This is a genomic window from Kluyvera georgiana (assembly GCF_050990895.1).
Lineage (GTDB): Bacteria > Pseudomonadota > Gammaproteobacteria > Enterobacterales > Enterobacteriaceae > Kluyvera > Kluyvera georgiana.
The window spans coordinates 2,850,577-2,863,051 of the sequence record NZ_CP158865.1 but is presented as its reverse complement, the minus strand read 5'-3'; the positions used below and the strand labels follow the sequence as shown (position 1 = coordinate 2,863,051).

Here is a 12,475-nt window from a genome sequence, read left to right as displayed (position 1 = left end):
GTGGCGAAAAAACAACCTTTCGACCCTATCATTGCCGCTGCGTTAAATCTGCGAGATGGTTCACGAGGGGAAAAAGAGGAGAGAGTTGTAGGCCGGATAAGCAAAGCGCCATCCGGCACTACGGGCTAGTGCTGAATTTCCAGCCAGTCATCCAGCGTATACAGCGTCGCGCCTTCTGCCGCCATTTCCATAAAAGCCTGAGCGCTATCCTGCGGCTGAATGTTGACGCCGCGACAGCCGTCGGTAATGACGTTGACCGCATAGCCAAGCTGGAGGGCGTCCAGCACGGTAAACTTCACGCAGTAGTCGGTAGCCAGCCCGAGAACCGTCAGTTCGTCAATCGCCTGTTCGCGCAGCCAGGCGTCCAGCCCGGTCTTCTGCCGATGACCGTTGTCGAAAAAGGCGCTGTAGCTGTCGATGTTGACGCTTTCGCCCTTGTGGAACACCGCGTCGATCGCGTTGTGCGCCAGCAGCGGATGAAACGCCGCGCCATCGCTGTTTTGCACACAGTGATCCGGCCAGAAGGTCTGCGGCAGACCGTCGAGCGTTCCCTGGCTGTAAGGCTCCACGTCGTGCTGGCTGGCAAAGCTGCCGTGATTGGCCGAGTGCCAGTCCTGGCTGGCAATCACCGCTTCACCGCGGCGTTGCGCTTCACCGATCAGCACATTGGCGACATCAATCGTGCTGTCGCCATCGGCAACCGCCAGGGCGCCGCCCGCACAGAAATCATTCTGTAAGTCGACTAATAACAGGGCGCGTTTGCTCATCACTCTCTCCTTAATCGTCTGGCGTCAGTTCGCCGCGCAGGTTCTGCTGCATCGCCGCGCGAATGGCGTCGGCATCCAGCCCCTGACTCAACAGGTAATGTAACTTGGTCAGCGTCGCTTCCACCGTCATATCGGCACCGCCGATGACGCCCGCCTGCGCCAGCGCGTTGCCGGTCGCGTAGCCGCCCATATTCACCTTGCCGGACATACATTGGGTGAGGTTAACCACCACAATACCGCGGCTGCTGGCTTCTGCCAGCTCTTTCAGGAAAACAGCGTTTTGCGGGGCGTTACCCACGCCATAAGAACGCAGGATAAGCGCTTTGACCGGCTGAAGCAGGAAGTTGCGTACCACATCGGCGGAGATCCCCGGATAAATCGTTACCACGCCAATCGGCTGCGGGGTAATGGGATGCACAATCAGCGCACCGTCGCCGTGCGGGGCGGGCGGGGTACCCAGCTTACGAATATGGATACCCGCTTCCAGCAGCGGCGTCAGGTTTGGCGAGGCAAACGCGTCAAAGCCATCCGCATGGGCTTTGGTCGTCCGGTTACCGCGATAGAGACGGTTGTTGAAGAACAGCGTCACTTCGTTAATCGGGTAGTTGGCGGCGACGTACAGCGAATTCAGCAGGTTAATCTGCCCGTCGGAACGCAGCTCCGCCAGCGGGATCTGCGAGCCGGTCACGATAACCGGCTTACCGAGGTTTTCCAGCATAAACGACAGCGCTGAGGCGGTGAACGCCATGGTGTCGGTGCCGTGCAGGATCACAAAGCCATCGTACTCGTCGTAGTGCGCTTTAATATCGTCGGCGATGTGCTGCCAGTCTTCCGGCGTCATGTCGGAAGAGTCCATCAGCGGGTCGTATTCGTGGATAGTAAAGTCCGGCATCTCGGGGCGATGGAACTCTGGCATCAGCGCCAGCTGGCGCTGCAAATGCCCGGAGACCGGGATATAGCCGTGGTCTGAGCGCTGCATCCCGATGGTCCCGCCGGTATAGGCGACGTAAATGGATTTTTTTGGCATGGTTCGTCTATCGATTGAGCAAAAGAAAATCCCCTCCGACAAGGAGGGGATTGCGATTAGCGAATATTGGCGCAGGTCAGGCAAATTGCATAGCGATTTTGCGGATCGTTAAACACCGCCAGCTTATCGCTTTCGGCCTTGACTGCATTTGCGGCGTTCGCCAGCGGGGCCGGGAGATACGCCTGCAGCGCCTGCGGCAGAGAGGCGCGCACCGAGCCGGAGAGGTTATCCATCACCATATCGAAGAACGTCGGTTCGCTCTGATAGTAGTCGATGTGCCACGTCTTCACTTTCGCCAGCTCGGCGGCTTTCGCTACCGCATCGTCAAAGTCGCCAAGGCTATCCACCAGACCATTGGCTTTGGCGTCCTCACCGGTCCAGACATGGCCCTGAGCGATTTTATCAATCGCTTCCGGCGTGCTCTTACGCGACTGCGCCACAAGGGTAATAAAACGTTTGTAGCCGTTTTCGATGCTGAGCTGCATCATCTGCTGCACTTCCTGCGTCAACGCTTTGGTCATCGCCATATCCGCCAGCGGCGAGGTGGCGACGCCGTCGGTGTGCACGCCGATTGAATCCAGCGTGTTCTCGACGGTGTTGATGACGCCAAAGATGCCGATAGACCCGGTCAGCGTGCTCGGGCTGGCAATAATGTAATCCGCCGGGGTAGAAATCCAGTAGCCGCCGGAGGCCGCCATGCCGCCCATTGAGACCACCACCGGTTTGCCCGCCGCTTTCGCTGCCGCCAGCTCTTCGCGAATGACCTCAGAAGCGCTTACGCTGCCGCCAGGGCTGTTCACGCGCAGCACGATGGCTTTGACCTTCGGATCCAGACGCGCGTCGCGAATCTGCGCTGCGGTGGTGTCGCCGCCGACGTTACCCGGGGTTTCTTCACCGTCCATGATGGCGCCGTTTGCAAACACCACTGCGATACTTGAGCCGGTGTCCGCCGGCGTTTTCACCGCATAGTCATACATGCTGATGGCGCTGTAGTTATTGTCGGCCTTGCTCCAGCCGAACGCTTTGGTCATCGCTTTTTCGATATCCGCGCTGGAACCTAAGTTATCCACCAGCTTGTTATCCAGCGCGTACTGCGCCGTGTCGCCATCGACTTTACGCAGCCCATCCAGCACGCCCTGCGCGCCGGGGAAGATCTGCTGCGCCGTCACCTGACGGTTTGCCGCGACGGTGTTGAGGTAGTTCTGCCACAGTTCGCCAATCCAGCGGCTGTCCGCTTCGCGTGCGGCAGGGGACATATCGTCGCGAATAAACGGTTCAACGGCAGATTTATAGGTGCCGACGCGGAACACGTGGGTTGAAACCTTCAGCTTGTCGAGCAGGGTTTTGTAGTACAGCCCGTTAGTGGCAAAACCGTGCAGATCGACCACGCCCTGCGGCGACAGCCAGATCTTATTGGCGAAGCTGGCCAGGTAGTACTGCGCCTGGCTATAGCTATCGCCCACCGCGTAGACCGGCTTGCCGCTGTCGCGGAATTCACGCAGCGCTTTGCCGATATACTGCATAGAAGGCTGGTCGCCGCCGGCAAAGTTTTTCAGATCCAACACAATACCGGTGATATTGCGGTCATCTTTCGCCTGGCGAATGGTCTGCACGATATCAAACAGGGAGTTTTCCTGGAGGCGGTCAGAGCTGGCGCCGAAGAACTGGCGGCCAATCACGCTGAGCTTGCTGCTCGGCGACGGCTTGTCGACCACCACGCCGCTGATATCCATCAGCAGCGCGCCGCGGGTACTGTGTTCAGTGGTACTGCTGAGCTGCATCCAGATGCCGACGCCGACCAGCACCAGCAAGATGAAGAACAGGTTCAGCACCAGCTCACGGACGAAATTGAGTAATCGCCACGTCCATTTAAAGAATCCGGCAATGAAGCGCCATACAGTTCGCATGTATTCTCCCTGCAAAAACGAAAAAAGGTTTACCGAAACGGTAAAACGTGTGGCTATCCTAAATAGACCGTCGCCGCTTGTCAGCAGGAATCGCCTTCTGCGCTGTAACAAAATCCTTGCGCATGTTAATTTTATGAAAAATAACGTGAGAGGAGTGATTCAATGGATGCACTGGAACTGTTGGTGAATCGCCGCAGCGCTTCCCGCCTGACCGAACCGGCCCCAGCGGGGGAACAGCTACAAAATATTCTCCGTGCCGCGCTGCGTGCGCCGGATCACGGCACGCTGCAACCGTGGCAGTTTGTGATTGTGGAAGGCGAAGGCCGTGAACGTTTCAGCCAGCTGCTGGAGCAGGGGGCGAAGGCTGCAAACGGCGACGAGAAGGCCATCGAGAAGGCGCGTAATGCCCCGTTCCGTGCGCCGATGATTATCGTGGCGATCGCCAAATGTCAGGATCACCCGAAGGTGCCGAAATGGGAGCAGGAGATGTCGGCGGGCTGTGCGGTGATGGCGATGCAAATGGCGGCGGTCGCGCAGGGCTTTAACGGTATCTGGCGCAGCGGCGCGTTGACCGATAGCCCGGTAGTGCGCGCGGGCTTTAACTGCGGCGAGCAGGATAAGATTGTCGGCTTCCTCTATCTGGGCACTCCGCAACTGAAGGCTTCGACTACCATTACGCCACCGGATACGGCCCCATTCGTCCGTTATCTCTGAAAAATCACCACGATTGTCTGGATTTCAGGCAAATGCCCGCGAATTCAGACAGTCGTACTTATCACCGCTGTGTTCTGGCGTTAACATACCCCCTCTATACCATGCCAAAGCAATGACAGGAGTTGTCCATGAGCGAGCAGGCCATTCGTTTAACGCAGTACAGCCACGGAGCGGGTTGCGGTTGTAAAATTTCGCCCAAAGTGCTGGAGACCATCCTGCACAGCGAGCAAACGAAGTTTATCGACCCCAACCTGCTTGTTGGCAATGAAACTCGCGACGATGCTGCCGTTTACGACCTGGGTAACGGTACCTCGGTCATCAGCACCACCGATTTCTTTATGCCGATTGTCGACAATCCGTTCGACTTTGGCCGTATTGCGGCAACCAACGCCATCAGCGACATTTTCGCCATGGGCGGTAAGCCGATTATGGCGATTGCCATCCTCGGCTGGCCGATCGGCAAACTGGCGCCGGAAATTGCGCGTGAAGTCACCGAAGGCGGACGCTTTGCCTGCAAACAGGCCGGGATCGCGCTGGCAGGCGGCCACTCTATCGACGCGCCGGAACCGATTTTCGGCCTGGCGGTCACCGGAATTGTGCCTACCGAACGGGTGAAGAAGAACAGCACCGCGCAGGCGGGCTGCAAGCTGTTCCTGACCAAACCGCTCGGTATCGGCGTGCTGACCACCGCCGAGAAAAAATCGCTGCTCAAGCCTGAACATCAGGGGCTGGCGACGGAAGTGATGTGCCAGATGAATCTTGTGGGCTCGGCGTTTGCCAATATTGACGGCGTGAAGGCGATGACCGACGTTACCGGTTTTGGCCTGCTGGGTCACCTGAGCGAAATGTGCCAGGGCGCTGGCGTGCAGGCGCAGATTGATTTTGCCGCCGTACCGAAGCTGCCGGGCGTGGAAGAGTATATTGCCCAGGGCGCGGTTCCGGGCGGTACCGAGCGGAACTTTGCCAGCTATGGTCACCTGATGGGCGCGATGAGCGACGCCCAGCGCGCGCTGCTGTGCGACCCGCAAACCTCCGGCGGCCTGCTGTTGGCGGTGACGCCGGACGCCGAAGCCGCCGTACAGGAGGCTGCCGCTGAGTTTGGTATCACGCTAACCGCTATCGGTGAACTGGTCACCGCGCGCGGCGGCCGTCCGATGGTCGAGCTGCGCTGACCCCATGCGGCTGTTTATTGCGGAAAAACCGAGTCTGGCCCGCGCCATTGCGGATGTACTGCCGAAGCCCCACCGCAAGGGCGACGGCTTTATCGAATGTGGCAACGGCCAGGTGGTGACCTGGTGTATTGGTCACCTGCTGGAGCAGGCGCAGCCGGACGTCTATGACAGCCGCTATGCGCGCTGGAATCTTCAGGATCTGCCGATCGTGCCGGAAAAGTGGCAGCTCCAGCCACGCCCATCGGTCACCAAACAGCTGAACGTCATCAAGCGTTTTCTTCATGAAGCCAGCGAAGTTATTCACGCCGGAGACCCCGATCGCGAAGGACAGCTGCTGGTGGATGAAGTGCTGGACTACCTGCAACTGTCGGCGGAAAAACGCCAGCAGGTGCAGCGCTGTTTGATAAACGACCTCAACCCGCAGGCGGTGGAGCGCGCGATTTCCCGTCTGCGTGCCAACAGCGAATTTATTCCGCTGTGCGTCTCGGCGCTGGCCCGCGCGCGTGCTGACTGGTTGTACGGGATCAATATGACCCGCGCCTATACGATTCTGGGGCGCAACGCCGGTTATCAGGGCGTGCTTTCCGTGGGGCGCGTGCAGACCCCGGTGTTGGGGCTGGTGGTGCGTCGCGACGAAGAGATTGAACACTTCGTCTCAAAGGACTTCTTTGAGGTGAAGGCCCACATCGTCACGCCGAAAGACGAACGGTTCACCGCCGTCTGGCAGCCGAGCGAAGCCTGTGAACCGCATCAGGATGAAGAAGGTCGCCTGCTGAACCGCGCGCTTGCGGAACACGTAGTGAAACGCATTACCGGGCAGCCCGCGCTGGTCACGACCTATAACGACAAGCGCGACTCGGAACCCGCGCCGCTGCCGTTTTCGCTGTCGGCCTTACAGATTGAGGCGGCGAAGCGTTTTGGGCTTAGCGCGCAGAACGTACTGGATATCTGCCAGAAACTGTACGAAACCCACAAGGTGATTACCTATCCGCGCTCCGACAGCCGCTATCTGCCGGAAGAACATTTCGCGGGCCGTCACGCGGTGATCAACGCCATTGGCGTTCACGCTCCGGACCTGCTGCCGCAGCCGGTGGTCAACACTGACACCCGCAACCGCTGCTGGGACGACAAAAAGGTCGATGCCCACCACGCGATTATCCCAACCGCGCGCGCCAGCCACGTCAATCTCAACGACAACGAAGCGAAGGTGTATAACCTGATTGCGCGTCAGTATCTGATGCAGTTCTGCCCGGATGCGGTTTATCGCAAGTGCCAGATCGATCTGGATATCGCTAACGGTAAGTTTGTCGCCAAAGCGCGTTTCCTGGCGGAAGCGGGCTGGCGTACGCTGCTGGGGGCGAAAGAGCGTGATGAAGAGAACGACGGCACGCCGCTGCCGGTGGTGGCAAAAGCGGACGAACTGCTGTGCGAGAACGGCGAAGTCGTTGAGCGACAAACCCAGCCGCCGCGACACTTTACCGACGCCACGCTGCTGTCGGCAATGACCGGTATCGCCCGCTTTGTGCAGGATAAAGATCTGAAAAAAATCCTCCGCGCGACCGACGGTTTAGGCACCGAAGCAACGCGTGCGGGTATTATCGAACTGCTGTTTAAGCGCGGTTTCCTGACCAAAAAAGGACGCTATATTCACTCTACCGACGCCGGTAAAGCGCTGTTCCATTCGCTGCCCGAAATGGCGACGCGTCCGGATATGACCGCGCACTGGGAATCCACCCTGACGCAAATCAGCGAAAAGCAGTGCCGCTACCAGGACTTTATGCAGCCGCTGGTTGGGACGTTGTTCCAGTTGATTGACCAGGCGAAGAGCACGCCGGTACGGCAGTTCCGCGGGCTGGCCGCGCCAGGCGGCGCGAAGAAGTCGTTCAGTAAAGGCAAAGGAAAAAGTAAGAAAGCAGCGGCAAGCCCTGCACCAGACGTCTAGTCGGGGATGTCCACTTGTAGGCCGGATAAGGCGTTTACGCCGCCATCCGGCAATGTGCTCAGACCGCCTGATGGCGCTGCGCTTATCAGGCCTACGGTTCAAAACGATAGCCCGGCGTCGCTTTCGCGTCCGGGCTATTTGTTTTAAATCACGCCCTGCGCCAGCATCGCGTCGGCCACTTTCACAAAGCCCGCAATGTTCGCGCCGCGAACGTAGTTGGTTTGCTTCGCTTCGCCGCCGTGCTCAACGCAGGCATGGTGAATATCCAGCATGATGTGGTGCAGACGCGTGTCCACTTTCTCGGCTTTCCAGCTCATACGCGCGGCGTTCTGCGCCATTTCCAGACCGGAAGTTGCTACGCCACCGGCGTTCGCCGCTTTGCCCGGCGCGAACAGGACGCCTGCCTCGAGGAACAGGTCGGTTGCTTCGATGGTGGTCGGCATGTTGGCGCCTTCCGCCACGGCCTTGACGCCGTTGGCGATCAGCACGCGCGCCGCGTCGGCATCCAGCTCGTTCTGGGTGGCGCACGGCAGCGCGATATCCACCGCCACGCTCCACGGCTGCTGACCTTCCAGATACACCAGACCGAATTCGCGCGCGTAGTCGGCGACGCGACCGTCGCGGCTAGCTTTGATTTCGCACAGACGCGCCAGCTTCTCTTTGGTGAAGCCAGACTCATCCACCACGGTACCGCTGGAGTCGGAGGCGGTGATCACGCGCGCGCCCAGCTCCATCGCTTTTTCAATCGCATACTGCGCGACGTTGCCGGAGCCTGACACCGCCACGCGCATGCCTTCGAAGCCCAGACCGTGACGTTTGAGCATCGCTTCGGTGAAGTACACCAGGCCGTAGCCGGTGGCTTCCGGGCGAATCAGACTGCCGCCGAAGGAGAGCCCTTTACCGGTGAAGACGCAGGAGGTGTCGTTAGACAGTTTTTTCATCATCCCGGCCATAAAGCCGACTTCACGACCACCCACGCCAATATCGCCCGCCGGAACGTCGGTGTCGGAGCCCAGATGACGGTAGAGTTCAGTCATCAGCGCCTGGCAGAAACGCATCACTTCGCCTTCGCTTTTGCCTTTCGGATCGAAGTCAGAACCGCCTTTACCGCCGCCCATTGGCAGGGTGGTCAGGGCGTTTTTGAAGGTCTGCTCAAAGCCGAGGAATTTCAGAATAGACAGGTTTACAGACGGGTGGAAACGCATCCCGCCTTTGAACGGCCCGATGGCCGAACTGAACTGTACGCGCCAGGCGCGGTTAACTTGTACCTGATTACGATCGTCCACCCACACCACGCGGAACTGAATCACTCGCTCAGGTTCAACTAATCTTTCCAGCAGGGAGAGCTGGCGATAGCGCGGGTTTTGTTCGAGGAACGGCCAGAGTGTTGTCATGACTTCGCGTACGGCCTGAGCAAACTCGGTCTGGTGTGGGTCGCGCTGTTGAACATGAGCCAGAAAGGTATCCAGGGAGCAAACCTTGTCCATAAGTATAAGTACCTCTTATGATTGTGGATGTATGTAGTTGTTATGGTTGTGTTTAATGACGTGCGTTATTTCGACTATATCACTACCCGGCTAACGGATGACAAGGATTTTCCGGAAGCGGAATAAAATTAATACTCAATGCCGGGTCATAACTAAAAGCGATGACGTAAAAAAGTTAAGTTGCACGCCCATTTGGTCGATAGTAATACAAGGTGCTTTTTTAAGGAGACAGGTGATGAAATGCTTCTGGATTGCTGGCGCGTTAGCGCTGTTTTGTAACGTCGCGCAGGCGCGTCCTCAGGTGGAAGTTAACGTTCCCCCCGAGGTTTTCAGCAACAACAACAGCAGCCAGCGCGTGCAGCCGTGCGCCCAGTGCTGTATTTATGAAAATCAGAACTACTCTGAAGGGGCGGTGGTGAAAGTCGAGGGGGTGTTGCTCCAGTGCCAGCGCGACGAGCGCGCCATCAGCACGAACCCGCTCGTTTGGCGTCGGGTAAAGCCATAAACGCCGCTAATAATGGCACGTCGGCGGGGGCCAGATCGTAGCCTTGCGCTTCCTGCGGCGTGCACCACACCAGGGCGCTATGCTCGCGTGCGATGAGCTCGCCATCAAAACGCGGCACGTACCAGGCGTGCAGATGAATGATACGTCCGGAGACTTCGCGGCGATGGCTCGCCACATAGCAGGCGGGCCAGGCGGTAATCGCCAGCTCTTCCTGCAGCTCGCGGATCAGCGCTTCCCGCTGGCTCTCTCCGGCCTCCACTTTGCCCCCGGCAAATTCCCACAGCCCGGCCTGATCGGCATGAGGTGGACGTTGGGCGAGAAGAATTTTGCCATTTTGTTCAATAATAGCGGCAACAACATCAATCGTTTTCAGCATAGCGGTCAAAGACGAGATAACAGAGTTGCCATAATATCCTTGCTTTGCCGTTAGCTAAAGTTTTGCAGGAGTCTCCGGGTGAAAAACCGCCAACCCTGGGTGCAGCCGCTCAGCCAATTACCGCTCAGTTTAAAACCGATTACCGCCATGCAGCGCAAGCACTATGGCGAGGTCCTCAATCCCACGCGCTGGTGGGGGCGCATGCCGCGCCTGTTCTGGCTGGTGGCGCTGTTTGTCGGCTATCTGGAACGCAAAAAAGCGCGTCTTGCGCCGACGCTGCGCGCGCTGCTGATGACCCGCGTATCCCAGCAGTGCGACTGCGCGTTCTGCATTGACGCCAACAGCTTGCGCCTGGCGCAGCGCTGCGGGGCGATGGATAAGGTGCTGGCGCTGGAGGCGTGGCGCACTTCGGCGCTGTTTACCCCGGCTGAACGCGCCGCGCTGGATTACGCCGAGGCGATGACCGCCACGCCGCCGCGAATCTCTGAGGCTCAAAAACAAGAGTTACACTGTCACTTTAACGATGCGCAGATAACGGAAATGACGGCGCTGGTGGCGTTTCAGAATTTATCCGCGCGCTTCAACGCCGCGCTGGAGATCCCCTCGCAAGGGCTGTGTTCGATGAGAGAAAAAACCGATGCTTGATAAACACCTGCACCCACGCCTGAAGCCGTGGCTTAACCGCGCCGCGCAGGCTTTGGATAAGCCCGGCGTGTCGGCGGATGGCATTACGCTGGTCGGTTTTGCTATCGGCGTACTGGCGTTGCCGTTTCTGGCGCTGGGATGGTATGGCGCGGCGCTGGTCGCCATTATTGTTAATCGTCTGCTGGATGGTCTGGACGGCGCGATGGCCCGCCGTCGCGGGCTGACCGACGCGGGCGGTTTTCTCGATATCGCGCTGGATTTTCTGTTCTACGCGCTGGTGCCGTTCGGCTTTATGCTTGCCGACCCGGCGGCCAACGCGCTGGCTGGCGGCTGGCTGCTGTTCGCTTTTATGGGCACCGGTAGCAGTTTTCTGGCCTTTGCCGCGCTGGCAGCGAAGCATCAGATCGATAATCCGGGCTACGCCCATAAGTCGTTTTACTATCTTGGCGGCTTAACCGAGGGGACAGAGACTATCCTGCTGTTTGTGCTGGGCTGTCTCTTTCCGGCGTGGTTTGCGTGGATGGCGTGGATTTTCGGCGCGTTGTGCTGGCTCACAACCTTTAACCGGGTGTGGGGAGGATACATGACGCTGAAAAATCTTCAGCGTCATGAAAACGTGGATTAACGTGAACTTTCCGGGCCGCGATCGCCGGTGGCAACCGGGTTTTTCGGATTGCCGCTCCACTCATACCAGCCGCCGTCGTAGACGCTGACGTTTTTCCAGCCCATTGCGCGGGCGTACATGAAGGTCTCCGAGGCGCGCCAGCCGGTACCGCAGTAGAAGGATACCTGCTGGTCTGGCGTGATATTCCAGGATTTCCACATCGCCGCGATATCATCTGCGCTGCGCATAGTGCCGTCCGGGTTATGGAAGTCTTCCATATGGGTGGAGTCGCTCCCCGCGTGGCCCCAGCGTGCGCCCGCAATGTCACCTTTGGGCTTGATATAGCTATAGCCGCTGGTGGTGCCGATAAACTCCGGCCACGAACGAATGCTCACCAGCGATGCGTCCTGACGATGCAGTAGACCGCGCGCCTGTTCCATATCCAGCATCAGCTGTGGTTGTGCCGGGATAGTCACGCCGAAATCCGGCTCAGGTTTCACGTCTTTTGCTAAGCCGCGCTCGACAGGCAGACCGGCATCCGACCAGGTTTTCCACCCGCCATCGAGCAGACGTACGTCTTTAACACCGGCATACAGCATAATCTGCGCCACGCGCGCTGCGGCGTAAACGTCGCGACCATAGAGGATCACGGTCGTATCATGACGAATGCCGTGTTTCGCCAGCATCGCTTTCAGCTGGGCGTCGGACACTTTATTCCACAGCGGCTCGCTTTCCACCTCGTTGGTGTCGATATAGCCTGCATTCGGAATATGGCTGACCAGATAGAGCTTCGGCGCGCCCCAGGCAGCTTCAATCACCTTATAGTCGCCCGCCGGTTTCGCCGGAACGTCTTTCCCCTGTTGCAGGTCGTGCAGCCACTGTGGATAAACCAACTGTTCGAAGTGCGGCAGCTTTTGCAGACGCTCGGGCTGTTGCAGCGCGTCGCTCAGGGTAGAGATATTGGTGTAGCCCGCTTCTTTCAGGCGCTTAGCCACCGCGTCGTTATCTTTACTGTCGCCGTACAGGGCAATATCAGTTTCTTTTTTCAGCTGGTGCTGCTGCGCCCACGCGATCAACTGTTCGTTGTTCATGGCGGAAAGCCAGCTGGCGGAGAGGTTTAGCGCCCCCGGTTCATGCCCCTGCGGGCCGTTCACCTGCTGCGGCCAGCCGTTGTAGAACGCGCTCAGACGCGTATCGATGGCGGTGCCTTTTTGCTGGAGCAGATGGGTGAAGGTCAAGGTTTTTGCCGTTTCAGCGGCGAAGACAGAGGAGGCGAGGCCAAGTGCAAGGGCCAGCGCGGTCAGTTGAGAAACACGTTTCATCAAATCG

At 58.6% G+C, this 12,475-nt stretch carries 12 protein-coding genes; 6 read left to right on the top strand and 6 right to left on the bottom strand.

What is annotated here, in order from left to right; translation table 11 throughout:
• Window positions 1-125 precede the first annotated feature (125 nt).
• Genes pncA through sppA form a run of 3 tightly spaced genes read right to left on the bottom strand, consistent with a single transcriptional unit; the run spans window position 126 to window position 3,701 of the window.
• Entirely contained in the window at window positions 126-767 is a 642-nt protein-coding gene (gene pncA, locus ABTW00_RS13610; protein ID WP_433636039.1) for a bifunctional nicotinamidase/pyrazinamidase, read from the bottom strand.
• Between the two features lie 10 nt (window positions 768-777).
• Window positions 778-1,794: an asparaginase gene (ansA, locus tag ABTW00_RS13605; RefSeq protein WP_433636038.1), complete on the bottom strand. Its 1,017-nt coding sequence runs from the start codon at window positions 1,792-1,794 to the stop codon at window positions 778-780.
• Window positions 1,795-1,850: 56 nt separating this feature from the next.
• The gene (gene sppA / locus ABTW00_RS13600) at window positions 1,851-3,701 is read right to left on the bottom strand and encodes a signal peptide peptidase SppA (RefSeq protein WP_433636037.1); all 1,851 of its coding nucleotides are present in this window, start codon (window positions 3,699-3,701) and stop codon (window positions 1,851-1,853) included.
• 162 nt (window positions 3,702-3,863) lie between these two features.
• On the opposite strand from sppA, the gene ABTW00_RS13595 reads away from it, so the two are divergent.
• The 3 genes from ABTW00_RS13595 to ABTW00_RS13585 all read left to right on the top strand — a co-directional run bounded on the left by ABTW00_RS13595 (window position 3,864) and on the right by ABTW00_RS13585 (window position 7,529).
• Window positions 3,864-4,415, top strand: a complete 552-nt coding sequence (locus ABTW00_RS13595; protein ID WP_064546227.1) for an NAD(P)H nitroreductase — start codon at window positions 3,864-3,866, stop codon at window positions 4,413-4,415.
• Between the two features lie 128 nt (window positions 4,416-4,543).
• Complete coding sequence (gene selD, locus ABTW00_RS13590; RefSeq protein WP_064546226.1) at window positions 4,544-5,587, top strand: selenide, water dikinase SelD; 1,044 nt, start codon at window positions 4,544-4,546, stop codon at window positions 5,585-5,587.
• A 4-nt stretch (window positions 5,588-5,591) separates the two neighbouring features.
• A complete protein-coding gene (locus tag ABTW00_RS13585; protein WP_433636036.1) occupies window positions 5,592-7,529 on the top strand; it encodes a DNA topoisomerase III in 1,938 nt (645 codons plus the stop codon).
• A 143-nt stretch (window positions 7,530-7,672) separates the two neighbouring features.
• Here the strand turns inward: ABTW00_RS13585 and gdhA are convergent, their stop codons facing one another.
• Window positions 7,673-9,016 carry an NADP-specific glutamate dehydrogenase gene (gene gdhA / locus ABTW00_RS13580; protein ID WP_433636035.1) on the bottom strand — a complete coding sequence of 448 codons (1,344 nt, stop codon included), beginning with the start codon at window positions 9,014-9,016 and terminating at the stop codon, window positions 7,673-7,675.
• Window positions 9,017-9,251: 235 nt separating this feature from the next.
• On the opposite strand from gdhA, the gene ABTW00_RS13575 reads away from it, so the two are divergent.
• The gene (locus ABTW00_RS13575) at window positions 9,252-9,521 is read left to right on the top strand and encodes a DUF1496 domain-containing protein (protein ID WP_433636033.1); all 270 of its coding nucleotides are present in this window, start codon (window positions 9,252-9,254) and stop codon (window positions 9,519-9,521) included.
• On the opposite strand, the gene ABTW00_RS13570 is transcribed toward ABTW00_RS13575, so the two are convergent.
• Window positions 9,481-9,897 carry a pyrimidine (deoxy)nucleoside triphosphate diphosphatase gene (locus tag ABTW00_RS13570; protein WP_064546216.1) on the bottom strand — a complete coding sequence of 139 codons (417 nt, stop codon included), beginning with the start codon at window positions 9,895-9,897 and terminating at the stop codon, window positions 9,481-9,483. The two genes, ABTW00_RS13575 and ABTW00_RS13570, sit on opposite strands and share 41 nt — an antisense overlap.
• Window positions 9,898-9,975: 78 nt before the next feature.
• Between ABTW00_RS13570 and ABTW00_RS13565 the strand changes: the two genes are divergently transcribed.
• Both ABTW00_RS13565 and ABTW00_RS13560 read left to right on the top strand, forming a co-directional pair.
• Window positions 9,976-10,542 carry a carboxymuconolactone decarboxylase family protein gene (locus ABTW00_RS13565; protein WP_064546214.1) on the top strand — a complete coding sequence of 189 codons (567 nt, stop codon included), beginning with the start codon at window positions 9,976-9,978 and terminating at the stop codon, window positions 10,540-10,542.
• On the top strand, window positions 10,535-11,167 hold the full coding sequence (locus tag ABTW00_RS13560) for a CDP-alcohol phosphatidyltransferase family protein (protein ID WP_064546212.1): 633 nt from the start codon (window positions 10,535-10,537) through the stop codon (window positions 11,165-11,167). The genes ABTW00_RS13565 and ABTW00_RS13560 overlap by 8 nt, the downstream gene beginning before the upstream one ends.
• Here the strand turns inward: ABTW00_RS13560 and ABTW00_RS13555 are convergent.
• The gene (locus tag ABTW00_RS13555) at window positions 11,164-12,468 is read right to left on the bottom strand and encodes a rhodanese-like domain-containing protein (protein ID WP_065357640.1); all 1,305 of its coding nucleotides are present in this window, start codon (window positions 12,466-12,468) and stop codon (window positions 11,164-11,166) included. The two genes, ABTW00_RS13560 and ABTW00_RS13555, sit on opposite strands and share 4 nt — an antisense overlap.
• Between the last annotated feature and the right edge of the window lie 7 nt (window positions 12,469-12,475).